Source organism: Limimaricola variabilis (assembly GCF_014195545.1).
Classification (GTDB): Bacteria; Pseudomonadota; Alphaproteobacteria; order Rhodobacterales; family Rhodobacteraceae; genus Limimaricola; species Limimaricola variabilis.
In genome coordinates this window covers 68009-90615 of record NZ_JACIBX010000006.1, presented here as the reverse complement: position 1 = coordinate 90615, position 22607 = coordinate 68009, and the positions used below count along the sequence as shown (strand labels likewise).

General features: G+C 69.0%; 22 protein-coding genes. 8 read left to right on the top strand and 14 right to left on the bottom strand.

What is annotated here, in order from left to right; all coding sequences use genetic code 11:
• Nucleotides 1–2: 2 nt before the first annotated feature.
• From deoC to FHS00_RS09495, 9 genes are all read right to left on the bottom strand, one after another.
• The gene (gene deoC, locus FHS00_RS09535) at nucleotides 3–995 is read right to left on the bottom strand and encodes a deoxyribose-phosphate aldolase (protein WP_183472247.1); all 993 of its coding nucleotides are present in this window, start codon (nucleotides 993–995) and stop codon (nucleotides 3–5) included.
• 89 nt (nucleotides 996–1084) lie between these two features.
• Nucleotides 1085–1363, bottom strand: coding sequence for a DUF1289 domain-containing protein (locus FHS00_RS09530; protein WP_183472242.1), 279 nt, complete (start codon nucleotides 1361–1363; stop codon nucleotides 1085–1087).
• 3 nt (nucleotides 1364–1366) lie between these two features.
• Nucleotides 1367–1534 carry a hemin uptake protein HemP gene (hemP, locus tag FHS00_RS09525; protein ID WP_407660137.1) on the bottom strand — a complete coding sequence of 56 codons (168 nt, stop codon included), beginning with the start codon at nucleotides 1532–1534 and terminating at the stop codon, nucleotides 1367–1369.
• 95 nt (nucleotides 1535–1629) lie between these two features.
• On the bottom strand, nucleotides 1630–2604 hold the full coding sequence (locus FHS00_RS09520) for an aldose epimerase family protein (RefSeq protein WP_183472236.1): 975 nt from the start codon (nucleotides 2602–2604) through the stop codon (nucleotides 1630–1632).
• The gene (locus FHS00_RS09515; protein WP_183472233.1) at nucleotides 2601–3461 is read right to left on the bottom strand and encodes an SMP-30/gluconolactonase/LRE family protein; all 861 of its coding nucleotides are present in this window, start codon (nucleotides 3459–3461) and stop codon (nucleotides 2601–2603) included. The genes FHS00_RS09520 and FHS00_RS09515 overlap by 4 nt, the downstream gene beginning before the upstream one ends.
• Entirely contained in the window at nucleotides 3458–4063 is a 606-nt protein-coding gene (locus FHS00_RS09510) for a 2-dehydro-3-deoxy-6-phosphogalactonate aldolase (protein ID WP_183472231.1), read from the bottom strand. The genes FHS00_RS09515 and FHS00_RS09510 overlap by 4 nt, the downstream gene beginning before the upstream one ends.
• Nucleotides 4060–4950 (bottom strand): 2-dehydro-3-deoxygalactonokinase, encoded by an 891-nt coding sequence (locus FHS00_RS09505; RefSeq protein ID WP_183472228.1) that lies wholly within the window; start codon nucleotides 4948–4950, stop codon nucleotides 4060–4062. The genes FHS00_RS09510 and FHS00_RS09505 overlap by 4 nt, the downstream gene beginning before the upstream one ends.
• A complete protein-coding gene (locus FHS00_RS09500; RefSeq protein WP_183472225.1) occupies nucleotides 4947–5720 on the bottom strand; it encodes an SDR family NAD(P)-dependent oxidoreductase in 774 nt (257 codons plus the stop codon). Before FHS00_RS09500 ends, FHS00_RS09505 begins: the two co-directional genes overlap by 4 nt.
• A 106-nt stretch (nucleotides 5721–5826) precedes the next feature.
• Entirely contained in the window at nucleotides 5827–6186 is a 360-nt protein-coding gene (locus tag FHS00_RS09495) for a DsrE family protein (protein WP_183472222.1), read from the bottom strand.
• A 176-nt stretch (nucleotides 6187–6362) separates the two neighbouring features.
• Between FHS00_RS09495 and FHS00_RS09490 the strand changes: the two genes are divergently transcribed.
• Genes FHS00_RS09490 through preA form a run of 3 tightly spaced genes read left to right on the top strand, consistent with a single transcriptional unit; the run spans nucleotide 6363 to nucleotide 9391 of the window.
• Entirely contained in the window at nucleotides 6363–7691 is a 1329-nt protein-coding gene (locus FHS00_RS09490; protein ID WP_183472219.1) for an NAD(P)-dependent oxidoreductase, read from the top strand.
• A gap of 4 nt (nucleotides 7692–7695) precedes the next feature.
• Nucleotides 7696–8082, top strand: coding sequence for a VOC family protein (locus FHS00_RS09485; protein WP_183472216.1), 387 nt, complete (start codon nucleotides 7696–7698; stop codon nucleotides 8080–8082).
• Nucleotides 8083–8086: 4 nt separating this feature from the next.
• On the top strand, nucleotides 8087–9391 hold the full coding sequence (preA, locus tag FHS00_RS09480) for an NAD-dependent dihydropyrimidine dehydrogenase subunit PreA (protein WP_183472213.1): 1305 nt from the start codon (nucleotides 8087–8089) through the stop codon (nucleotides 9389–9391).
• A gap of 3 nt (nucleotides 9392–9394) precedes the next feature.
• Here the strand turns inward: preA and FHS00_RS09475 are convergent, their stop codons facing one another.
• Together FHS00_RS09475 and FHS00_RS09470 are read right to left on the bottom strand one after the other, a co-directional pair.
• A complete protein-coding gene (locus tag FHS00_RS09475) occupies nucleotides 9395–11281 on the bottom strand; it encodes a potassium transporter Kup (RefSeq protein WP_183472210.1) in 1887 nt (628 codons plus the stop codon).
• 51 nt (nucleotides 11282–11332) lie between these two features.
• On the bottom strand, nucleotides 11333–11956 hold the full coding sequence (locus tag FHS00_RS09470; RefSeq protein ID WP_183472207.1) for a TetR family transcriptional regulator C-terminal domain-containing protein: 624 nt from the start codon (nucleotides 11954–11956) through the stop codon (nucleotides 11333–11335).
• Between the two features lie 185 nt (nucleotides 11957–12141).
• On the opposite strand from FHS00_RS09470, the gene FHS00_RS09465 reads away from it, so the two are divergent.
• The 4 genes from FHS00_RS09465 to galE all read left to right on the top strand — a co-directional run bounded on the left by FHS00_RS09465 (nucleotide 12142) and on the right by galE (nucleotide 16826).
• Complete coding sequence (locus FHS00_RS09465; protein ID WP_183472203.1) at nucleotides 12142–13392, top strand: Zn-dependent hydrolase; 1251 nt, start codon at nucleotides 12142–12144, stop codon at nucleotides 13390–13392.
• 70 nt (nucleotides 13393–13462) lie between these two features.
• Nucleotides 13463–13960 (top strand): hypothetical protein, encoded by a 498-nt coding sequence (locus tag FHS00_RS09460; protein WP_183472201.1) that lies wholly within the window; start codon nucleotides 13463–13465, stop codon nucleotides 13958–13960.
• A gap of 153 nt (nucleotides 13961–14113) precedes the next feature.
• Nucleotides 14114–15571, top strand: a complete 1458-nt coding sequence (hydA, locus tag FHS00_RS09455) for a dihydropyrimidinase (protein ID WP_183472198.1) — start codon at nucleotides 14114–14116, stop codon at nucleotides 15569–15571.
• A gap of 238 nt (nucleotides 15572–15809) precedes the next feature.
• Nucleotides 15810–16826, top strand: coding sequence for a UDP-glucose 4-epimerase GalE (gene galE / locus FHS00_RS09450; RefSeq protein WP_183472195.1), 1017 nt, complete (start codon nucleotides 15810–15812; stop codon nucleotides 16824–16826).
• Nucleotides 16827–16890: 64 nt separating this feature from the next.
• Here the strand turns inward: galE and FHS00_RS09445 are convergent, their stop codons facing one another.
• The 3 genes from FHS00_RS09445 to FHS00_RS09435 all read right to left on the bottom strand — a co-directional run bounded on the left by FHS00_RS09445 (nucleotide 16891) and on the right by FHS00_RS09435 (nucleotide 18973).
• Nucleotides 16891–17553, bottom strand: a complete 663-nt coding sequence (locus FHS00_RS09445) for a sugar transferase (protein ID WP_183472582.1) — start codon at nucleotides 17551–17553, stop codon at nucleotides 16891–16893.
• A gap of 251 nt (nucleotides 17554–17804) precedes the next feature.
• Nucleotides 17805–18413, bottom strand: coding sequence for a CDP-alcohol phosphatidyltransferase family protein (locus tag FHS00_RS09440; RefSeq protein ID WP_183472193.1), 609 nt, complete (start codon nucleotides 18411–18413; stop codon nucleotides 17805–17807).
• Nucleotides 18414–18502: 89 nt separating this feature from the next.
• Complete coding sequence (locus FHS00_RS09435; protein ID WP_183472191.1) at nucleotides 18503–18973, bottom strand: Lrp/AsnC family transcriptional regulator; 471 nt, start codon at nucleotides 18971–18973, stop codon at nucleotides 18503–18505.
• 124 nt (nucleotides 18974–19097) lie between these two features.
• Between FHS00_RS09435 and putA the strand changes: the two genes are divergently transcribed.
• Complete coding sequence (gene putA / locus FHS00_RS09430; RefSeq protein ID WP_183472189.1) at nucleotides 19098–22571, top strand: bifunctional proline dehydrogenase/L-glutamate gamma-semialdehyde dehydrogenase PutA; 3474 nt, start codon at nucleotides 19098–19100, stop codon at nucleotides 22569–22571.
• Nucleotides 22572–22607 lie beyond the last annotated feature (36 nt).

The following is a 22607-nucleotide window of genomic DNA, read 5'->3' as shown; positions in this document are numbered from 1 at the left end:
CCTCAGGCCAGCGAATGACGGTGGGCGGCGGCGTAGCGCCCGGTGACGTGGTGCTCGAGCTGACGCTCGATATCGCCCAGCATCGACGAGGCGCCGAGCCGGAACAGGTCGGGCTGCAGCCACTCGTTGCCGAGCTCTTCCTTCATCAGGTACTGCCAGGCGAGGGCGTCCTTGGCGGATTTCATGCCGCCGGCGGGCTTGAAGCCGACCTGCTGGCCGGTGACATCGCCATAGTCGCGCAGCGCGCGCACCATGGTGAGCGACACGGGCAGGGTGGCGTTGACGCCTTCCTTGCCGGTCGAGGTCTTGATGAAATCGGCGCCCGCCTGCATCGCCACCATCGAGGCCGAGTAGACGTTGCGCAGCGTGGCGATGTCGCCGGTGGCGAGGATCGCCTTCAGATGCGCCTCGCCGCAGGCCTCGCGCATTGCCGCGACCTCGTCGTAGAGCGCGGCCCAGTCGCCCTTGAGCACGTGCTCGCGGGTGATGACGATGTCGATCTCGTCGGCGCCCTGGTCGACGGTCCAGCGGATCTCCTCGAGCCGCAGATGCAGCGGCATGAGACCGGCCGGAAAGCCGGTGGCGACCGACGCCACGGGGATCGAGGTGCCGCGCAGCGCCTTGACGGCATGGGGCACCATGGTGGGATAGACGCAGACTGCGCCGGTGGTCAGGCCCATATCCTCGATCCCGAGGCCTTGGGCGATGCGCGGCGCCAGCGGCTGGCGGGCCTTTGCGCAAAGCCGCTGCACGCGGCCCTCGGTATCGTCGCCCGCCAGCGTCGTCAGGTCGATGCAGCGGATGGCATTGATCAGCCAGGCGGCCTGATGGGTCTTCTTGACCGAGCGCCGCGTGGTCAGCGTCGCGGCGCGGCGCTCCGCGGCCGAACGGTTGACGGAATGGCCCTCGAACATCGCCACGTCCAGCGGCGTGCCGAGGTTGCGGGCGTGGTTCGACAGGCTCTCGGGCTGGTCTGGCAGCGCGGCTGTGGTCATCGGTCGGGCTCCGGCCAAGTGGTGGATCCCGATTGTCTAACAGATAACGGTGACCTGCCTAGGGCGTCGCGACGGCACCTGTCGAAAGGTCAGGCGGCGTCCGGCTGCCGGGGCGACACCGCGGCGTCGCGCTCGGGCGGGGCGATCCCCTTCTTCGCGCAGCGTTTGGCATAGGCCACCTCCCAGTGCCGGTAGCCGCCCATCGCCGCCTGCTGCGCCATGACGAGCGTCACCAGCGCGCGCCGTGCCTTGGGCTTCTTCGCGAGCTTCGACAGCGATTTCTGCTCCTTGGTCATGGAGCAGCCGATGCAATGATCGTGGCGCCGGAACTTGCACACGCCGATGCAGGGGGAGGGCAGCTTGGGCATCGGCTACTTGGTCAGGATCAGCTTGCCGGCGCGGGTAATGCGTAGCGTGTAGTCCTGCCCGTCGAGCCGGATCCGTGCGCGGATCCCCTCATTGGTCAGGGCACGGGCATCGTGGACGGGGATGTCGACCTCCTCGGCACGGGTCGGGCGGGGCAGGGGATGCGGCGTCATCATGGTCATCGGAACCCTCGATAGCTGTGGCATGGCGGGCCCCGCCGGGGCTGGCTAGCGATCGAGGGTGAAGTTGACCAAATGAATCGGGTTTGTCAATCGAGCGGCTCATCCCGCGCGAAGCGCCATTCGGTCACCTGACGGAACGGTGCCTCGGGCGTGATGCGAAAGCTCGGAAAAGCGGGGTGGTGCGGCGCGTCGGGCCAGCGCTGCGCCTCGACCGCAAGCCCGGCATAGGGCGCGAGCCCTGCCGCGTCGCTGTCGCGTCCGTCATAGATTTGCAGCCCCGGCACCGTGGTCGCCACGCGCATCGTCACCCCGCCCCCCGCGAGTTCCATGACTTCGCGCAGCGGCGTGTCCTCCAGAGACAGGCAGAAATTGTGGTCGAGCGGCGGCGCGCCCGGTGTCAGGTCGCGCGGCGCCCGGAAATCCATCTCGCCGCCGGCGGTCGGGGCGATCTCTCCGGTCGGCAGCGATTCCGAATCGGTCGGCAACCAGTGCTCCGCTGCGACCCGCAGGCGATGGCCGGTGATGTCCGGGCGGCCGGTCAGGTTCCAGTAGCTGTGATTGACCGGGTTCATCAGGGTCGGCTCATCGGTTGTCGCGGTCAGCTCCAGCCGAAGCGTCGCGGGGGGCTGCAGCGACCAGCGGGCGATGATGCGGCGATTGCCGGGAAAGCCGTCCATGCCGTCGGGCAGATCGACCGCGAGGGTGGTGGCGTCTGCGCTCTCCTCGATCACGTCCCAGATCCGGAACTGCGTCCCATGCCGCCCCGAATGCAGGACCGCCCGGTGATGGTTGGCGCTGAAGCGGTATTCGGCGCCGTCGATGGTGGCCCGGGCCCCGGCGAGACGGTTGGCCACGGGGCCGATTATGGCGCCGAAATACTTCATCGCGCCGTCGTAGTCGGCCAGATCGTCCGAGCCGAGCGTCAGGTTGCGCTCCAGCCCGTCGAGCCGCAGGGCGCGCAGGATCGAGCCGCGCGTCAGCAGATCGACCGACAGCCCGTGCCCGGCGAGCGTAAGGCGGTGCACGCTGTTGCCGGTGCCATCGGTGGCGAAGGGGGTCACAGGATCACCCGGTGTTCTTTCTGCCCCGGCGCGGCGGCGCGGGTGCGGAAGGTGCGGCCCGAATCCGGGGCGTCGGCGATCTCTGCCTCCGACAGCCCGGCGGTGGCCGAGGTAACGAACATCGTCTTCATGTCCTCGCCACCGAAGGCCGGGCAGGTGAGTTGCGGCGCGGTTGGACAGTCGAGCGCCGCGATCTCGCGCCCGTCGCGGTCGTATCCCGCGACGCGGGAGGAGCCCCATTGCGCGTTCCACAGCATGCCTTCGGCGTCGATCACCGCGCCGTCGGGGTTGTGGCCCGACCGCTTGCAGTCGACGAAGACCTCCGCCTCGCCCACCGGCCAGCCCGCCTCATCGGTGCGCTGCCGCATGATCATCCCGGTCGGCGTGTCCGAGTAATGGAAGAAACCGCCTTCGGGCGGGAAGCAGATAGCGTTGGGGATCGTCATGCCCGAGCGGACCTGCCGCAGTTCGCCGCGATAGTAGCGGTAGAGCGCGCCGGCCCCGGGCTCGGTATCGATGCCCATGGTCGAGACGTAGAAGCCGCCATGGGGGTCGGCGCGACCGTCATTCGAACGGGTCACCGGGTTGGCGCTGTCGAAATCGCACAGCCGCTCCTGCGCGCCGGTCTCGATGTCGAGGATCACGAGCGCGGTATTGGTCGCGACCAGAAGCCGGTCGCGGTCGATCCAGCCCGCGCAGGAGGGCATGTCCTCGAAGGCCCAGTGCCTTCCGGGCGCGTGCAGCCTGCGACCCAGAATGTCGAACCAGAACAGCTCGGCGCGTTCGGGGTGCCACAGCGCGCCCTCGCCGAGCACGCAGGAGGTGTCGTCGAAGATCTCGAAATCGCCCGTGCTCATGCCGTGGCCTCGTCATAGGCGGTGACGATCTCCCGCGCCCGCCGCGCCACCTCTTCGACCGACAGGCCCGGCGTGTAGAGCGCGGTGCCCAGGCCGAAGCCGTCGGCGCCCGCCTTGATCCAGGCGCCGAAATTGGACGCGCCCGCGCCGCCCACGGCATAGATCGGGGTTTCGGGGGGATAGACCGCGCGCATCGCCTTGAGCCCGTCAGGTCCGATGAGGCTTGCCGGGAAGAGCTTGAGCCCGGTGGCGCCGGCCTTAAGCGCCGCGAACCCTTCGGTCGGGGTCATCACGCCGGGCCAGCTCTGCATCCCGGCCGCGATGGTGGCGCGGATCACCTCGGCGTCGGCATTCGGCGAGACGACCAGTTGCCCGCCGGCGCGCCGCAGCTCCTCGACCTGCTCGACCGTCAACACGGTGCCGGCGCCAATCAGGGCGCGGTCGCCGCAGGCCTCGGCCATGGCGCGGATGCTGTCGAAGGGGCGCGGCGAGTTGAGCGGCACCTCGATCACCGTGATGCCCGCCGCGATCAGCGCCTCGGCCACGGCCACGGCGTCGTCGGGGGTGATGCCGCGCAGGATGGCGATCAGCGGTCGGGTCATGATGACGTCCTTTGTTTCCAAGCGGCGGTGAGCCCCGCCAGTGTCGTCGCGGTGGCATTGGCCTGCGTGGCCGGCGCGCCCTGCGCCGCCAGCGCGCGCACGTAGAGCGAGGCCAGCCCGCCCGCACCGATCACGCCGATCTGCTGGCCCAGCCAGTAGGGCTTGGCCGCCGCCAACTCGGCGCCGATCAGCAGGCCCGAGAGGCGCGACCGGGCGCGGGCGCCGTCCTGTCCGTGCAGGATGTCCTTGGCGCGGATCGTGAATAGCGCCGAAGCCAACCGTTCCGGGCGCGAGAGCGTCTCGGCCACGGCGGCGTCGAAGGCGTCCTCGTCCCAGCCCTCGGCCGGGACCGAATGGCGCAGGACCGTGCGGGTCGCGAGGGCGGCGAACAATTCGCCGGTCATGAAGCTGCGGAAGCTCACCACTTCACCGGCGCTCAGATGCGCCCATTTCGAATGGCTGCCGGGCATGCACAGCACCCCGTCCCAGCCGGGGTTGAGCGCGAGGAACCCGGCCGCCTGCGTCTCCTCGCCGCGCATCACGTCGGCGGGGTCGGCCTGCGACAGGCCGGGGATGATCGACACGTCCAGCGCGCCGGGCACGCGGGTGAGGCTGGGCGACAGCGGCGGGCAGGGGACGCGGGTATAGGCGGCCTCGACCCAGCCCTGGCGCGCGCCGACCATGCCGCAGGCGATGATCGGGACAGTGCCGTAATCGAGCCAGCCCGCGCAGATCTCGCGCAGCGCCGCCTCGAAGGTCTCGGGCCCCAGTGAGCCCATGCCGCGGTCGGAGGTCCGCGCCTCGATCACCGAGCCGTCGCGGCGCATCGCCCAGCCGCGCAGGTTGGTCGTGCCCCAGTCGAGGGCGATCCAGTCGGGGCGGCTCATCCGGTCACGCTGACGCCGGCGTCGATCACCAGCATCTGGCTGGTCATCATCCGCGACGCTCCCGAGGCGAGGAACAGCACCCCGCCCACCAGATCCTCGGGCTGCATCATCTCGGGCAGGCATTGCTGCGCGCGATGCCGCTCCTGCGCCTCCGGCGTGGCCCAGAGTTCCTTTTGCCGTTCGGTCATCACCCAGCCCGGCGCCACGGCGTTGACGCGGATGCCTCGCGGCCCCCATTCGCGCGCAAGGCTGCGGGTCAGCCCCATGATCGCGGCGTTGGAGGCCACATAGGGGGCAAGGCGGGCCACCCCCATCAGGTAGCTGCCAGAGGACATGTTGACGATCGCGCCGCCGCCCGCCGCCTCCATCATCGGCGCGACCTTCTGCGCCGCGAAGAAATAGGGTTTGAGGTTGACCGCGAGGCAGGCGTCCCACTCGGCCTCGGTCAGAGCCTGCGCGTCGAAGCGCGTGTCGTCGGCGGCGTTGGAGACCTGCACCGTCACCGGGCCATGAGTGGTGGCGGCGGTATCGATTGCCGCCATCAGCGCGGGCGTGTCGGTCACGTCGCCCTGGATGAAGAGGGGGCGGTTGCCGGTGCGCGCTTCCATTTCCTCGACCGCCGCGGCCGCGTCGGCCCGGTCATAGAAGGCCACGCGCGCGCCTTGGTGCAAGAAGCCCTCGACCAGCGCGGCGCCGATGCCGCTTGCGCCGCCCGTCACGAAGACCGAAGCCTCCTTGAGGTCGGGATGGATCGCCTCTGCACCCCTCATCGTGGTCCCTCTTTGCTGCGTCGCGCCGCGCGTAGAGTGTCACCACACCCCGGTCGGGCACAAGAGGCCGTACCACATTTCGGACCACGGTTTCATATTGTGAGACCTAGTAGCAGAGCACCGTATCGGCGGCATCGGCCAGATCGATCAGGGCGTCGGGCATGGCGAAGGCGGCCGGATGGCCTTCGAGCAGCGCCTCGTCATAGCCGCGGGCCTTGGCCGACATGCCGGAGACACGGAACCGGGCCCCGGCCTCGGCCAACGCGACGAGATGCTCGCCGAGCCGGCCGGTACCCTGTCCCTCGATCCCGGCATGCTGGGGCGAGAGCAGGTGCACGCCGTCGGCTGCGAAGAACAGCGTCACGTCATGGCCCTTGCGCGCCGCCTCGAGCGCCACGAGGCAGCCCAGCGTCGCCTTGTTCGGCCCTTCGGGGCCGGTGTGTATGTGAACGAGAAATCGGGACATGGCAGCCTCCTTTGCGCCAAGACGGCATCTTCAGCAAACGACCGAGGCCGGCCGCCGGTCAAGCGGCGCGGACCGGACCCGCGAAACCGTGTTCGCGCGCTGCCCATAATTTACCGTTTGGAAAAAAATGAAACCGTGGCAGGCTCGGGGCAAGGGAACGCCACGGGGGACACTGCATGCCTGCCCAGCCACAGACCGGCCCGATCGCCGGACGCCTGCCCGCCGAGACGCTGGCCGCGAACTTCGCCGATCTGCACCCGCCGCTGAGCGCGCATGAGGCCCGGGTGGCCGCCGATCGCTGCTACTTCTGCCACGACGCGCCCTGCGTGACCGCCTGTCCCACGAGCATCGACATCCCGCTCTTCATTCGCGAGATCCAGGCCGGGCGACCGGAGACCGCGGCGCGCGAGATCTTCGAGGCCAACATCCTGGGCGGCATCTGCGCCCGGGTCTGCCCGACCGAAGTGCTGTGCGAGGGGGCCTGCGTGCGCGAAGCGGCCGAGGGCAAGCCGGTAGAGATCGGGCTCCTGCAGCGCCACGCCACCGACAGCCTGATGGCCCGCCAGGGGCATCCCTTCACTCGGGCGGCGCCCACGGGCCGGCGCGTCGCGGTGGTCGGCGCCGGGCCCGCCGGGCTGGCCTGCGCGCATCGGCTGGCACGATACGGCCACGAGGTGGTGATTTATGAGGGCGCGCCCAAGCCGGGCGGCCTTAACGAATACGGCATCGCCGCCTACAAGGCGGTGGATGATTTCGCCGCACGCGAGGCTGCCTGGATCATGGGGATCGGCGGCATCGAGGTGCGACACGGGCAATGGCTCGGCCGCGAGGTCACGCTGGAAGCGCTCAGGGCCGAATACGACGCCGTGTTCCTCGGCATCGGGCTGTCGGGGGTCAACGATCTCGTCGTGGAGAATCCGGCGCTGGAGGGGGTGCACGACGCCGTCACCTTCATCTCGGCGCTGCGCCAGACGCGCGATCTCACGACCCTTCCGATCGGCCGCGAGGTGGTGGTGATCGGCGGCGGGATGACGGCGATCGACTGCGCGGTGCAAGCGCGCGCGCTGGGCGCCGAGAGCGTCACGCTGGTCTATCGTCGTGGCCGCGACCGCATGGGCGCGAGCCGCTGGGAGCAGGATCTCGCGGCGCAGCGCGGCGTGCGGCTGCTGTTCGAGGCGGCGCCGGTCGCGCTCGAAGGCGAGGGGCGGCTGACCGGCGTGGTGTTCGAGCGGATGGCGGAGGGACCCGAGGGTCTTCGGCCCACGGGAGAGCGCTTCACACTGCCGGCCGACCAGATGTTCCGCGCCGTGGGACAGCGCATCGGTGAGACGAGTGGCGTCGAAACCGCTCATGGCAAGGTTGTGACGCAGGGTTGCGGCCGCACCACCATGGACAAGGTCTGGGCCGGCGGCGACTGTGCCGCGGGTGGCGACGACCTGACCGTCACGGCCGTGGCGCAAGGTCGGGATGCCGCCGAAGACATCCACGGCTCACTCACGGAATAGACAAATGGCATTCACCGGTATCTTCCTCCTGCCGCTTCCGGTCGACGATCAGGACCGCGCGCTGGCCTTTTATCGTGATACGATCGGCATGGAGGTCGCGCTCGATGCCGAGCTCGATGACGACTGGCGCATGATCATGATGCAGCTGCCCGGCACCCGCACCAAGATCCAGTTCGCGCGGCGCCACGAGCTGAGCTTCTCCGAGGAGGTGCCGGCGCTCTACCTCGAATGCGAGGATGTCGATGCCGAGGCCGCGCGGCTGAAGAGCGAAGGGGTGCGCTTCGTGTCCAACCCCACCGAGCTGCCTTGGAGCGATACCGAACGTTTCGCGATGTTCCTCGACAGCGAGCGCAACACCGTCGTGATGCACGCGGCACCACCGAAAGGATGACGAGATGGCCGACCTGACCACCCGGTTCCTGGGCATCGAGAGCCCCAATCCGTTCTGGCTCGCCTCGGCACCGCCTACGGATAAGGAATACAACGTCCGCCGCGCCTTCGAGGCCGGCTGGGGCGGGGTGGTCTGGAAGACGCTGGGGGCCGAAGGACCGCCGGTGGTCAACGTCAACGGCCCGCGCTACGGCGTGCTGCACGGGCCCGACCGCCGGGTGCTCGGGCTCAACAACATCGAGCTGATCACCGATCGCGATCTCGAGACCAACCTCGAGGAGATGGCGCGGGTCAAGGCGGACTACCCCGACCGCGCCCTGATCGCCTCGATCATGGTGCCCTGCGAGGAGGCGGCCTGGAAGGCGATCCTGCCGCGGGTGGCGGAGACCAATGCCGACGGGATCGAGCTCAACTTCGGCTGCCCGCATGGCATGAGCGAGCGCGGCATGGGCTCGGCGGTGGGGCAGGTGCCCGAATACATCGAGATGGTCGCGCGCTGGTGCAAGCAGTATTACGACCGCCCCGTCATCGTGAAGCTGACGCCCAACATCACCGACATCCGCAAACCGGCCGAGGCGGCGCGGCGCGGCGGTGCCGACGCGGTGTCGCTGATCAACACCATCAACTCGATCACGGCGGTCGATCTCGACCGGATGGCGCCCGAGCCGACGATCGATGGCAAGGGCAGCCATGGCGGCTATTGCGGCCCTGCGGTGAAGCCGATCGCGCTGTCGATGGTTTCCGAGATCGCCCGGGCCGAGGCAACCCGCGGCATGCCGATCTCGGGCATCGGCGGCATCACCACCTGGCGCGACGCGGCCGAGTTCATGGTGCTCGGCGCCGGCACAGTGCAGGTCTGCACCGCGGCGATGACCTATGGCTTCCGCATCGTCGAAGAGCTTTGCGCCGGCCTGTCGGACTGGATGGACGAGGAGGGCTACCGCTCCACGGCCGATTTCGTCGGCGCCGCGGTGCCGAACGTCACCGATTGGAAGAACCTCAACCTGAACTACGTCGCCAAGGCGCGGATCGACCAGTCGCTCTGCATCAAGTGCGGCCGCTGCTACACTGCCTGCGAGGATACCAGCCACCAGGCGATCGCGATGACCCCGGACCGGGTCTTCGAGGTGATCGACGCCGAATGCGTTGCCTGCAACCTGTGCGTCGATGTCTGCCCGGTCGAGAGCTGCATCGACATGGTGCCGATGGCACCGGGTAGCCTCGACCCACGGACCGGTCGCGTGGTGTCGGGCGAGCATGGCGACTGGACCACCCATCCCAACAACCCGATGGCGCAGGCCGCCGAATAGGTCTCAGAGGCTGATCTGCTGCCCCAGTTCGATCACCCGGTCGGAGGGCAGGTGGTAATGGTCATGCGCTGCCGAGGCGGTGCGGGTCAGGCCGATGAAAATCTTCTTGCGCCAGCGGGCCATGCCGGGCCGGTCCGACAGCAGCACGCTGCGCCTGTTGAGGAAGAACGAGGTGGCGTTGATGTCGAAGCGGAGCCGGCGGCGCAGCGCCCGGGCGATGTTGGGCGGGTCCATGTAGCCGAAGGTGACATGCACCCGGGTGATCCCCTCGGCCAGCGGCTCGACCACCAGCGAGGATTGCGCGTCGAGATGCGGCCGGTCGGCGATCGCGACGGTCACGACATAGGTACGCTCGTGCAGCACGCCGTTGTGCTTGATGTTGTGCAGCAGCGCCGGCGGCGCCATGACCGGCTCGGCGGTCAGGAATACGGCCGTGCCGTGGACGTGCCGCAGCCGGCTGGACCGGGAGAGCGACGTCACAAGCGATTCCATCGTCACGCCTCGCGCGCGCGAGCGGTCCTGCACGATGATCGAGCCACGCAGCCACGAGGCCATGATGATGCAGAGCACCACGGCGACGCCGAGCGGCACGTAGCCGCCATCCGCGAATTTGGTCATGTTGGCCGCGAACAGCGCCGACTCGACCACGAGGATCACTCCGGTCAGCGGCAGCGCGACGCCGCGCGACCAATGCCAGACCCGTCGCATCACCACATAGGCCAGCATGGTGGTGATCAGCATCTCGCCGGTCACTGCGATGCCGTAGGCGGCGGCGAGGCGCGAGGAACTGCCGAAGCTCAGCACCAGGATCACCACGCAGACCAGCAGGATGACGTTGATGCGCGGCAGGTAGATCTGGCCGCGCTGGGTCTCCGAGGTATGGCGCACCGCCATGCGCGGCAGCAGCCCCAGCTGCATCGCCTGGTAGGCGAACGAGAAGGCGCCGGTGATGACCGCCTGGCTGGCGATCACCGTGGCCAGCGTCGCAAGGCCGACCAGCCCCGGCAGCGCCCAGTTCGGGGCCAGCAGGAAGAAGGGATCGCGCGCCGCCGCCGGGTCCGACAGCACCAGCGCGCCTTGCCCGGCATAGCTCAGCAGCAGGCAGGGCAGCGCGATCCCGGTCCAGGCGAGGCGGATCGGCCGGCGGCCGAAATGGCCCATGTCGGCATAGAGCGCCTCCGCCCCGGTCACCGCCAGGAAGGCCGCGCCGAGGATCGGCACCACCGCGCCGCCGCCATGCCAGAGCAGCGTCAGCCCGGGCAAGGGGCTCAGCGCGGCGAGGATCTCGGGGTGACGCGCCACCGAGGCCGCGCCGAGGCCCCCGAGGGTCAGGAACCAGACCAGCATCACAGGCCCGAACCATCGCGACACGCCGCCCGTGCCGCCGCGCTGGGCCCAGAACAGGGCGCAGAGGATCAGCAGCACGGTCGGGATCACCCAAGGCGCGAAGTCCGGCGCGAGCAGGGTCACCCCCTCCACGGCCGAGAGCACCGAGATCGCGGGGGTGATCATCGCGTCGCCGAAGAACAGCGCGGTCCCGAGGATGCCCAGCGCCATCAGGACGCGGCCGCGCCGCCCGACCGCACGGGTCGCGAGTGCCAGAAGAGACAGCGTGCCGCCTTCGCCGTTGTTGTCGGCGCGGAGCATCAGCACAACGTATTTCAGCGTGGCGACCCCGACCAGCAACCAGATCAGGAGCGAGACCGTGCCGATGACGGCTTCGTCCGGGGGGATGCCCCGTTCGCCGCGCGCGGCGCTGAGACCCTCGCGCAGGGCATAGATCGGCGAGGTGCCGATATCGCCCACAACGACGCCGAGGGCGCCGAGGGTGAGGGCTGCGGTGGCGGAGGGGGCGGAGCCGCGCGGAGCGGCGTGTGTCGGGGCATGCATGGAAGCGGCCAAGATGACGATGCGCCTAGATGCGCCCGCCGAAGTTCGACTTCAAGGGCCGTGATGCGGAATGTCCAGAATGGCGCCGAATACGCGCTCCAGCCAGGCCTCGGCGCCGGGGTAGGGGTCGGTGTCGCCCATAATGGCGCGCACCTGCACTTCGAAATCGGCGTAGTGCTGGGTGAGCGCCCAGATCGAGAAGATCAGGTGGTGCGGGTCGACCGGGCCGATCCGGCCGGCCGCGGACCAGCCGGAGATCACCGCCGCCTTTTCGTCGACCAGCGCCTTCAGCTCGCCCTCGAGAACGGGCCGCGCGCGCGGCGCGCCCTGCAGGATCTCGTTTGCGAAGAGCCGGCTTTCGCGCGGGTGGTCCCGGCTCATCTCCAGCTTCTTGCGTACATAGCCCATGATCTGCGCGCGCGGCTCGCCCTCGGGGTCCATCGCGCGCAGCGGGGCCAGCCATAGCTCCAGCAGATCCTGGAGGATCGCCAGATGCAGCGCTTCCTTGGAGCGGAAGTAGTAGAGCAGGTTCGGCTTGGACAGGCCCGCCGCCTGCGCGATCCGGTCGAGCGTCGCGCCGCGAAACCCGCGCGCCGCGAAGACCTCGAGCGCGGCTTCGAGAATGGCGGCGCGGTTGCGCGCCTGAATCCGGGTCTGCGGGGGGGTGTCGGTCATCGCCGCTCCTGCCGATCGGGCGGACCGGACCGCCAGCTGCCACGTTTCGCATCGTTTCGCGCGCGGCGTCGCCTGGTGCCACCCGAAACTTGACTGACGTCGCGGCTTTGATAGCGTGATTTTGACCGAGCGGTCAAATCGGTCCCGGACCGGTGCCGCGCGATCCAGCAGACGAGGAGACCCCCATGTCCGCACCCGGCGAAAACCTCAGGATCGACGGCACGCGGTTGTGGGACAGCCTGATGCGGATGGCCGAGATCGGCCCCGGCGTGGCGGGGGGCAACAACCGGCAGGCGCTGACCGATGTGGATGCCGAAGGCCGGGCGCTCTTCGCTGAATGGTGCGCCGCCGCCGGGCTGACGATGGGCGTCGACGCGATGGGCAACATGTTCGCCCGCCGCGAGGGGACCGATCCCGATGCCGCGCCGGTCTATGTCGGCAGCCACCTCGATACCCAGCCCACGGGGGGCAAGTATGACGGCGTGCTCGGCGTGCTCGGCGGGCTCGAGATCATCCGCACCCTCGACGACATGGAGATCCGGACCCGCCGGCCGATCGTGGTGGTCAACTGGACCAACGAGGAGGGGACGCGCTTCGCGCCGGCGATGCTGGCCTCGGGCGTGTTCGCGGGACGGCACGATCTCGACTGGGCCCATGCCCGCGAGGATGCCGAGGGGAAACGCTTCGGCGACGAGTTGGAGCGGATCGGCTGGAAGGGCGAGGAGGAGGTCGGTGCGCGCGACATCCACGCGCTGTTCGAGCTGCATATCGAGCAGGGCCCGATCCTCGAGGCCGAGGGCCGCGATATCGGCGTCGTCACGCATGGGCAGGGGCTGTGGTGGCTGGAGATCCGGCTGACCGGCAAGGAGAGCCACACCGGCTCCACGCCGATGCACATGCGGGTCAATGCCGGGCTGGGCATGGCCCGGATCACCGAGGCCGTGCACCGCATCGCCATGGAGCATCAGCCCGACGCGGTCGGCGCGGTCGGACAGGCCAATGTCTGGCCCAATTCGCGCAACGTGATCCCGGGCCGCGCGGTGTTCACCGTCGATATCCGCTCCCCCGACCGCGCCAAGCTAGACGCGATGCGCGCGGCGGTCGAGGCGGAGGCGGCCCGCATCGCGGCCGATCTCGGCCTCGGGATCGAGATCGAGCCGGTGGGCCATTTCGATCCGGTCACCTTCGACCCCGGATGTGTCGGCATGGTCCGGGCCGCGGCCGAACGGCTGGGCTATTCGCATCGCGACATCGTGTCCGGTGCGGGGCACGATGCCTGCTGGATCGCCGGAGTCGCGCCGACCGCGATGGTGATGTGCCCGTGCAAGGACGGGCTGAGCCATAACGAGGCCGAGGAGATCACCCCGGACTGGGCGACCGCGGGCTGCGACGTGCTGTTTCACGCCGTGATCGAGGCGGCGGAGGTGGTTTCATGAGGCGCCGGGGCTTGACCTACCCCCCGACCGGCCTCTCTGGATCGACAAGCCAGAGTTTCAGGAGAGCCCGATGACCAGAATGCCCCGACTGCTGCCCGCGCTGGCGGTGCTGCCGCTTCTCGCAGCCTGCGCCGAAGTGCCGACCACGGCGGTGGTTCAACCCGCGCCGGTGTTCCCGGCCCCCACCACGCAGGCCGCCCCGGCGCCCGCGCCGCGGCCCGCGCCCACGCCGCTGCAGGCGCCCGCTCAGGTGACCACCGCGCCGCTGTCTTCGGGCGCCTCATCGAGCAACTCGAGCTCGACGTCGAGCGCCGCCGCCGCACCGGCCCCCACCGCCGGCGCCATCACCGCCAGCAATCCGCGCGAGCTGGGCACGCCTCCCGAGCAGGTGACCTCGGCGCTGCTGCCGGGCACGCCGCCCTCGGCGGTGTTCCAGAACGGTGACGGCTGCTACCTGTTCTCGATCGAGCGCACGGAGCCGCTCAGCGGCTACCCGGTGCGCGACGAGAACGGCGTGCCGATCTGCGAGAACGACGACGGAAGCGTCGGGCCGCGGCCGTCGAGCTGATCCAGGGCAGGGGGCGATGCCGGCCGAGACCGCGCCGCCGCCCCCGATCGCCCAGACACCCTTTCGAGCCGGGGCGCGCGCGTTTTGCGCGCGGGCTCCGGGATGCGCCACGACCCCATGAAAAGGGGCCGGGCATGACGGAGAGGGAACGACATGGGCTCAACGGTCATCAGAAACGGCACGATCGTCACCGCCGATCTGACCTACGAGGCGGATCTGCTGATCGAGGATGGCCGCATCGCCGCGATCGGGACGGGACTGACCGGCGACGAGACGCTGGATGCGAGCGGCTGCTACGTGATGCCCGGTGGCATCGATCCGCACACGCATCTCGAGATGCCCTTCATGGGCACCCATTCGACCGATGATTTCGGTTCCGGCACCCGCGCCGCGCTGGCAGGCGGCACCACCATGGTGGTCGATTTCGCGCTGCCCAGCCCGGGGCAGAGCCTGCTCGATGCGCTGAAGGTCTGGCACAACAAGTCGGGGCAGGCTGCCTGCGACTATTCCTACCACATGGCGGTGACCTGGTGGGATCGGCAGGTCTTCGACGAGATGGAAACGGTGGTGCGGGAGCATGGCATAACCACCTTCAAGCACTTCATGGCCTACAAGGGCGCCTTGATGGTCAATGACGATGAGCTCTTCGCCAGCTTCCGCCGCTGCGCCGAACTTGGGGCGATCCCGCTCGTGCATGCCGAGAACGGCGACGTGGTGGCCGAGTTGCAGGCCAAGCTCCTGGCCGAGGGCAACACCGGCCCCGAGGCGCATGCCTATTCGCGGCCCAGTTCGGTCGAAGGCGAGGCCACCAACCGTGCGATCATGATCGCCGACATGGCGGGCGTGCCGCTCTATGTCGTGCACGTCTCCTGCGAGGAGGCGCATGAAGCGATCCGCCGCGCCAAGATGCTGGGCAAGCGGGTCTGGGGCGAGCCGCTGATCCAGCACCTGACCCTCGACGAGAGCGAATATGCCCACCCCGACTGGGACCATGCCGCGCGCCGGGTGATGTCGCCGCCCTTCCGCGACAAGCGTCACCAGGACAGTCTCTGGGCGGGGCTCGCCTCGGGCACGCTGTCGGTGGTGGCGACAGACCACTGTGCCTTCACCACCGAACAGAAGCGCAACGGCGTGGGCGACTTCACCAAGATCCCGAACGGCACCGGCGGGCTGGAAGACCGGATGCCGATGCTCTGGACGCATGGGGTGGTGACCGGGCGGATCACGATGAACGAGTTCGTGGCCGTGACCTCGACCAACGCGGCCAAGATCCTCAATTGCTACCCCCGCAAGGGCGCGATCTTGGTCGGCGCGGATGCCGATATCGTCGTTTGGGATCCCGAAAAGACGAAGACGATCACCGCCGGGAGCCAGGTCTCGGCGATCGATTACAACGTGTTCGAGGGGCAGCAGGTGAAAGGTCTGCCGCGCTATGTCCTGAGCCGTGGCCATGTCTCGGTGATGGATGGCGAACTGCATGCCCGCGAAGGGCACGGCGCCTTTGTCGCCCGGCCGCCGCAGGGGCCGGTGAACCGGGCGCTGTCCTCGTGGAAGGCGCTCACCGCGCCGCGCCCGGTGGAGCGGACGGGCATCCCGGCAAGCGGCGTCTGAGCCGCGACTTCGGACGGAGGCGGACCGGCAAAGCCGGGCCGCCCCTTCTCGTCGCCGCGACTGCTCGGCTCTGTCGATGGCCCGAGCCGATGTTCGCCTGCAGCACTGCGCAGCGAGCGGGCCAAGGGGATGCCACAATCCTGGGCAGCACCGCCATATCCGCCTCGACCGACACCCGGCTTCTGGTCACCCCCGAGCCGCTCGGCTACAGCTTGGGCAGCAATTTCGGAGTTGGTGCATGCGAGTTCTGGTGACGGGTGGGGCGGGCTATATCGGCAGCCATACGCTGGTTGAGCTTTTGGAGCGGGGTCACGAGGTGACCTGTGTCGATAATTATTCGAACGGCGCGCCCGAGGCGCTGCGCCGGGTCGGAGAACTCGTGCCGCAGGGGGCGCTGCAGGCCTTTGAACTCGACATCAGGGACGAGGCGGCGCTAGGTCGTGTCGTGGCCGAGGTTCGGCCCGAGGCGGTGATCCACTTCGCCGGGCTCAAGGCGGTGGGCGAGAGCGGCGAGAAGCCGCTGGAATATTACGACGTCAACGTCTCCGGCACGCTGTCGCTGCTGCGCGCCATGGAGACCGTCGGCTGCGAGCGCATCATCTTTTCTTCCTCGGCCACGGTCTATGGCGAGCCGCAGGCGCTGCCCTGCACCGAGGATCACCCGCTAGCGCCGACCAACGTCTATGGCTGGACCAAGCGGATCGCCGAGCAGGTGCTGAGCGACTGGGCCCGCGCCAACGCCGCGGCGTCGGTCGTTCTGCTGCGCTACTTCAACCCGGTAGGCGCTCATGCCTCCGGGCGGATCGGCGAAGATCCCGCCGGCATTCCCAACAACCTGATGCCCTATATCGCGCAGGTCGCGGCCGGGCGGCTCGAGCGGCTGCGGATCTTCGGCGACGACTATCCGACGCCGGACGGCACCGGCGTGCGCGACTACATCCACGTGGTCGACCTGGCGCGGGCGCATATCGCTGCGCTTGAGCACAGCGTCGGGACCACCGGCACGCAGGCCTTCAACATCGGGACAGGTCAGGGATACTCGGTCCGGGAAATGCTGCAGGCCTTCTGCATGGCAGCGGGACGTGATCTGCCCTACGAGATCGCGCCGCGCCGCTCGGGCGATATTGCCGCGATCCATGCCGATCCGGCCCGCGCCACGCGGGCCCTCGGCTGGCAGGCGGAGCACGGGCTGCGGGAGATGGTGGAAAGCCACTGGGCTTGGCAGTCGCGCAATCCGAACGGCTATCGCAACTGAGGGATTGGTCCGAAGCCTGATGACATGGGTGGCTCGCGAGAGCCGCCCATCAGGTCGATCGGTGTCAGCGGCTCGCGGCCTGCCGGCGGTTCTTCTGGGACCACTTCGCCCGCCGGCGCCGCGGGCGCACCACGTTCAGCGCCGTCTCGCCGATCAGGCGCAGATCCATCCAGATGGTCCGGCGCGCTTGGTAGATCAGGTCGAGCCGGGCCTTGCGGTGGATGCAGCGGCGCCGATAGACGCGGTCGGTCGCGCTCGCCGTGGTGCAGGTCGCGAGGATGGCCTCCTCATGCGCGTGGAAGCGCAGCGTCGCGAGGCCGGTGATCCCGGGGCGCGACTTCAGCACCTCGGCATAAAGCTCGGGATAGGCATCGACATAATAGGGCATCGGCGGGCGCGGCCCGACCAGCGAGATGTCGCCCTTCAACACGTTCCACAGCTGCGGCAGCTCGTCGGCACGGCTGCGCCGGAGAAAGCGCTGCAGTTTCGAGATCCGGTCCGCCTTGTCGCCCCCGGTCACGCCGCCATTGGTCCCATGGCAGCGCATGGTCCGGAACTTGATCAGCTTGAAACGGCGGGTGGGGGTGCTCATCCGGTCGTGCAGGAAGAAGATCGGTCGACCCTCGGCTACCAGCAGCAGCGCGCAGAGCCCCAGCATGATCGGCCAAAGGAGGGCGATGAGCAGCAGCGCCATCGACAGGTCGAGCGTCCGCTTGGCCAGCGTCATCCCGCCTTCGGGGCGCGGCGCGGCAGCAGGAATGGCCGGTGCGGCGACGGAGGTTCCGGCGACCACTTCGGTCAAGGCGGGGGTTCTGGCCGCGGGACCCGCCGGGGCAGCATAGATCGCCCGGGTGTCTTCCCAAACTGCCTCGGAGACGGAAGTCATAGTTCGGCGCTCCTCAAAGATCACTGGTCCCGGGGCGATTCCGCCACGGAGCCCTTCGACTGAAGGTCCATCCTACCGGTGCCAGTTTAATCTCACGTCCGGAACAGGGCTCTTGCTCCAATAATCCGAACTGTGCCGCTGATGTAACACAAAGGGGCAAATATTGCCGCAAGTGGCGGAAAACCGCCGGGAAACAGGCAGATCAGCACGAAGAAGGCGATCGTCTCGGTGCCTTCAAGCAAGCCGTTCGAGAAGTAGAGCGACTTGATGCCCTGCGCGCGGGTCTGCATGCCCCGCTTTTCGGCGAGGATCGCGTAGCCCAGGAACGTCGTGCCGTTGAAGTAGAAGGCCGCGAGTAGGAACGCCCCCGCCAGGCCGTTCGCCTCCGGATCTGCCAGGACAAAGCCGAGCGGCACCGCGCCGTAGAAGGCGAAGTCACAGGCGATGTCGAGATAGCCACCCCAGTCGCTACGCCGCGTGGCCCGCGCCACCGCCCCGTCGAGCCCGTCGGCCACGCGCGACGCGAGAAGCGGCAACAGCGCCCAGCCCGGCGCCCCCAGCGCAATCAGCGCCGCTGCCAGAAGACCGAGCGCGAGCCCGGCCAGCGTCACCGCGTCGGCCGTGGCACCCAGCGCCGCGAGACGCCGGCCTGCCCTGTTCAATGCGGGATCGATCAGGCGGCGGGCAGCGGAGTCGAGCATGCGAGGGGCTTTCCTGAAGACGGCATATCATCGCGTCTGCCGCTCCGGGCGTCCATCACGCGGCGCCGCGATGACGCGATGGTGAGCGATCACATCGTGTCGTCGATGATCGGCTGCATCGAGACATAGGTGGAGGTGCCCGCCACCCCGGGCAGCGCCGAGATCTTGCTGCCCAGTACCTCGCGGTAGCTGCGGATGTCGCGGGTGCGGACCTTGAGCAGGTAGTCGAAGCTGCCGGCGATCAGGTGGCACTGTTCGACCTCGGTGATCATCCGGACCGCCGCGTTGAAGGCGGCGAGCGATTTCTCGGTGGTGTCCATGAGCCGCACCTCGACGAAGGCCACGTGGTCGAGGCCGAGCTTGGCGGGATCGATCACCGTTCTAAAGCCGCGAATCACGCCCTTTTCCTGCAGCCGTTTCAGCCGCACCTGGCAGGGTGATTTCGACAGGCCGACCCGCGCGGCCAGTTCGGTGACCGGAAGCCGAGCATTTGCTGCCAATTCGGCGAGTATGCGGTAGTCGGTGCGGTCGAGATGGCTGCCGGTGTCGGAATTGCTCATCGTTCGTCCCGCAAAAGTAGAGGAAATCAGCGCAAAAGGCGCGTTTTCCGTCGATCTTCGGGAAACGCGCCTTAGCTGTTCAGGAATAGGATGGAGAGGACACATGCACAAGAGGGGACCGCCCATGAGCGAGCTTGACGATCTGCGCCAGCGCATCCGTGCCGATCATCGACGCGACGAAGCGGAGGTGCTCGCGGATCTGATGGCGCGCGACCCGATCACGCCCGAAACCCGCGCCGCGGCCACCCGGCGCGGCGCCGCGCTGGTGCGCGCGATCCGCACCGACACCCGCCCCGGGATCATGGAGGCCTTCCTCGCGGAATACGGGCTTTCGACCCGCGAGGGCATCGCGCTGATGTGCCTTGCCGAGGCGCTGCTGCGCGTGCCGGACTCCAAGACCATCGACGCGCTGATCGACGACAAGATCACGCCCTCCGACTGGAGCGCCCATCTCGGCCGTGCCGCCTCGCCGCTGGTCAATGCCTCGACCTGGGCGCTGATGCTGACCGGCAAGGTGCTCGACGAGAAGGGCGATGGGCTGGGCCTCGTGCTGCGCCGCGCCATCAAGCGTCTGGGCGAGCCGGTGATCCGTGCCGCGACCCATGCCGCGATGCGTGAGATGGGCAAGACCTTCGTGCTCGGCCGCGACATCGACGAGGCGATCAAGCGCAGCCAGGGTCCGGCCAGGAAGGGCGTCACCTATTCCTACGACATGCTGGGCGAAGCGGCGCTGACGGCCAAGGATGCCGCCGGCTTCATGCGAAGCTACGAGACCGCCATCGCCCGGATCTCGCGGGAAGCGACGTCGAAGGACATCCGCGACAATCCCGGCATCTCGGTCAAGCTTTCGGCGCTGCACCCGCGCTACGAGGAGGCCCAGCGCGAGCGGGTCATGGAGGAGCTGGTACCGCGGCTGGCCAAGCTCGCCCGCGCCGCCAAGGCGGGGAACATGGGCCTCAATGTCGACGCCGAGGAGGCCGATCGCCTCGACCTGTCGCTCGACATCATCGAGGCGGTGCTGTCCGACCCCGAGCTGGCCGGTTGGGACGGCTTCGGCGTCGTGGTGCAGGCCTATGGCCGCCGCGTCGGCGGCGTACTCGACTGGCTCTACGCGCTTTCCGAGAAGCTCGACCGCAAGATCATGGTGCGGCTCGTGAAGGGCGCCTATTGGGACACCGAGATCAAGCGGGCACAGGTCGAGGGGCTGGAGGATTTCCCGGTCTTCACCGAGAAGGCCGCGACCGACGTGGCCTGGCTGTCCTGCGCGCACCGTCTGCTGGGCATGACCGACCGGATCTATCCGCAGTTCGCCACCCACAACGCCCATTCCGTCGCCGCCGTGATGGAGATGGCGGGCGAGCGCCGGGATTTCGAGTTCCAGCGCCTGCACGGCATGGGCGAGGCGCTGCATGACAAGCAGATGGAGGCGGGCACCCGGCTGCGGATCTACGCCCCCGTCGGCGCGCATCGCGACCTGCTGGCCTATCTGGTGCGCCGCCTGCTCGAGAACGGCGCCAACTCCTCCTTCGTCAACCAGATCGTCGACGAGAACGTGCCCGCCGAGGTGGTCGCCGCCGATCCGTTCGAAAAGCTGGGCGGGCCGCGCCCGAAGGAGCTGCGCGATCCGCGCGCCCTGTTCCAGCCCGAGCGCGAGAACTCGCGCGGCTGGGACCTGACGGCGGTAGACGCGCTGGCCGAGTTCGACGCCGGTCGCGCGGCATTCCGCGACACCAAGTGGCGCTCCGAGCCGATCCTCGCCACCGAGGAGGCGCCCGAGGGCGGCGAGACCATCCCCGTCACCAACCCGGCCGACCCGTCGGACGTGGTGGGCGAGGTGATGATGGCCTCGGAAGCTGATGTCGAAACGGCAATCGCCCATGCGCGGCGCTGGCAGGCCCCGGCCTCGACCCGCGGGGCGGCGCTGCGCAAGGCGGCCGACCTGTTCGAGGAGAACGCCCACGAGTTCTTTGCCCTTACCGCGCGCGAGGCGGGCAAGACCCCCAAGGATGCCGTGGCGGAGCTGCGCGAGGCGGTCGACTTCCTGCGCTACTACGCCGCGCGCGGCGAGGAGCTGAAGGACCCGGCGCGGGGCACCTTCGCCTGCATCAGCCCGTGGAACTTCCCGCTGGCGATCTTCACCGGCCAGGTCGCCGCCGCTCTCGCGGCCGGCAATGCCGTGCTGGCGAAGCCGGCCGAGGCGACGCCGCTCACCGCAGCGCTGGGCGTGCGGCTGTTGCACGAGGCGGGCGTGCCGCGCGACGCGCTGCAGCTCCTGCCCGGTGCGGGCAAGGTGGTGGGCGCCGCGATTACCTCCGACCCGCGCATCGCGGGCGTGTGCTTCACCGGCTCGACCGAGACCGCGATCGGCATCGATCGCGCGATGGCCGCCAACATGGACCCGACCGCGCCGCTCATCGCCGAGACGGGCGGGCTCAACGCGATGATCGTCGATTCCACCGCGCTGCCCGAGCAGGCGGTACGCGACATCGTCGCCTCGGCCTTCCAGTCGGCGGGCCAGCGCTGCTCGGCGCTTCGGATGCTCTACCTGCAGGAAGACATCGCCGAGCATTTCCTCGAAATGCTCAAGGGCGCGGCCGAGGAGATGGGGATCGGCGATCCGTGGAAGCATTCCACCGATGTCGGCCCGGTGATCGACGCGCGCGCCGAAAAGGGCATCGTCGAGCATATCGAAAAGGCCCGCGCCGAGGGCCGCCTGATGTGGCAGCTCGGGACGCCCGAAACCGGCTTCTATGTCGGCCCGGCGCTGATCCGGTTGAACGGCATCGAGGAGCTCGAGCGCGAGATCTTCGGCCCGGTCCTGCACGTCGCCACCTTCAAGGCGGGCGAGATCGACGAGGTGATCGATGCGGTCAACGCCACCGGCTACGGGCTGACCTTCGGGTTGCACACGCGGATCGACGAGCGGGTCGAGCAGGTGACGCGGCGGGTGCATGTCGGCAACCTCTACGTCAACCGCAACCAGATCGGCGCCATCGTCGGCTCCCAGCCCTTCGGCGGCGAGGGGCTTTCGGGCACCGGGCCCAAGGCCGGTGGACCGCGCTACGTCGCGCGCTTCACCGAGCCGATGCGGATCGCCTCGCCGGCCGCCAATGGTCGCGCGGTTCCCAGCAGGAAGGTGCAGGCGCTCCTCGACGTCGTCACGCCGGACCCGGATCGGCGCGACACCGTCACCCTGCCGGGCCCGACCGGCGAGTCGAACCGCCTTTCGGTGGTGCCGCGCGGCACGGTGCTCTGTCTCGGCCCATCGGCCGAGGAGGCGCAGGCGCAGATCGAGACGGCCATGGCCGCCGGATGCGCAGCCGTCGGCGTGGCGCCGGGGCTGTCTGGTGAAGGCTGCCTCGACGGGGTGCTGGAGGCGGAGGCGCTCGGCACGCTGATGGGCTTCGACGCGGTGGCGTTGCGCGGCGGTGCCGAGGCGCTGCGCCCGGTGCGGGCGGCGCTGGCCGGGCGCGAGGGTCGTCGGATTCCGCTCCTGTCCGAGGAAGACACGCCGTCGCGGCTCTTCCTAGAGCGTCATGTCTGCGTCGACACCACCGCGGCGGGCGGCAATGCGAGCCTGCTCGCCAGCGTCGGCTGAGACACGAATCGAGGCGCGCGCCGGGCCGAACCGGCG

Excerpts from the sequence above, each read along its gene's own strand:
- deoC (WP_183472247.1), bottom strand. The coding sequence starts at position 995 with ATGACCACAGCCGCGCTGCCAGACCAGCCCGAGAGCCTGTCGAACCAC.
- FHS00_RS09530 (WP_183472242.1), bottom strand. The coding sequence starts at position 1,363 with ATGCCCAAGCTGCCCTCCCCCTGCATCGGCGTGTGCAAGTTCCGGCGC.
- hemP (WP_407660137.1), bottom strand. The coding sequence starts at position 1,534 with ATGACGCCGCATCCCCTGCCCCGCCCGACCCGTGCCGAGGAGGTCGAC.
- FHS00_RS09515 (WP_183472233.1), bottom strand. The coding sequence starts at position 3,461 with ATGAGCACGGGCGATTTCGAGATCTTCGACGACACCTCCTGCGTGCTC.
- FHS00_RS09510 (WP_183472231.1), bottom strand. The coding sequence starts at position 4,063 with ATGACCCGACCGCTGATCGCCATCCTGCGCGGCATCACCCCCGACGAC.
- FHS00_RS09505 (WP_183472228.1), bottom strand. The coding sequence starts at position 4,950 with ATGAGCCGCCCCGACTGGATCGCCCTCGACTGGGGCACGACCAACCTG.
- FHS00_RS09500 (WP_183472225.1), bottom strand. The coding sequence starts at position 5,720 with ATGAGGGGTGCAGAGGCGATCCATCCCGACCTCAAGGAGGCTTCGGTC.
- FHS00_RS09495 (WP_183472222.1), bottom strand. The coding sequence starts at position 6,186 with ATGTCCCGATTTCTCGTTCACATACACACCGGCCCCGAAGGGCCGAAC.
- FHS00_RS09490 (WP_183472219.1), top strand. The coding sequence starts at position 6,363 with ATGCCTGCCCAGCCACAGACCGGCCCGATCGCCGGACGCCTGCCCGCC.
- FHS00_RS09485 (WP_183472216.1), top strand. The coding sequence starts at position 7,696 with ATGGCATTCACCGGTATCTTCCTCCTGCCGCTTCCGGTCGACGATCAG.
- preA (WP_183472213.1), top strand. The coding sequence starts at position 8,087 with ATGGCCGACCTGACCACCCGGTTCCTGGGCATCGAGAGCCCCAATCCG.
- FHS00_RS09475 (WP_183472210.1), bottom strand. The coding sequence starts at position 11,281 with ATGCATGCCCCGACACACGCCGCTCCGCGCGGCTCCGCCCCCTCCGCC.
- FHS00_RS09470 (WP_183472207.1), bottom strand. The coding sequence starts at position 11,956 with ATGACCGACACCCCCCCGCAGACCCGGATTCAGGCGCGCAACCGCGCC.
- FHS00_RS09465 (WP_183472203.1), top strand. The coding sequence starts at position 12,142 with ATGTCCGCACCCGGCGAAAACCTCAGGATCGACGGCACGCGGTTGTGG.
- FHS00_RS09460 (WP_183472201.1), top strand. The coding sequence starts at position 13,463 with ATGACCAGAATGCCCCGACTGCTGCCCGCGCTGGCGGTGCTGCCGCTT.
- hydA (WP_183472198.1), top strand. The coding sequence starts at position 14,114 with ATGGGCTCAACGGTCATCAGAAACGGCACGATCGTCACCGCCGATCTG.
- galE (WP_183472195.1), top strand. The coding sequence starts at position 15,810 with ATGCGAGTTCTGGTGACGGGTGGGGCGGGCTATATCGGCAGCCATACG.
- FHS00_RS09445 (WP_183472582.1), bottom strand. The coding sequence starts at position 17,553 with ATGACGCTGGCCAAGCGGACGCTCGACCTGTCGATGGCGCTGCTGCTC.
- FHS00_RS09440 (WP_183472193.1), bottom strand. The coding sequence starts at position 18,413 with ATGCTCGACTCCGCTGCCCGCCGCCTGATCGATCCCGCATTGAACAGG.
- FHS00_RS09435 (WP_183472191.1), bottom strand. The coding sequence starts at position 18,973 with ATGAGCAATTCCGACACCGGCAGCCATCTCGACCGCACCGACTACCGC.
- putA (WP_183472189.1), top strand. The coding sequence starts at position 19,098 with ATGAGCGAGCTTGACGATCTGCGCCAGCGCATCCGTGCCGATCATCGA.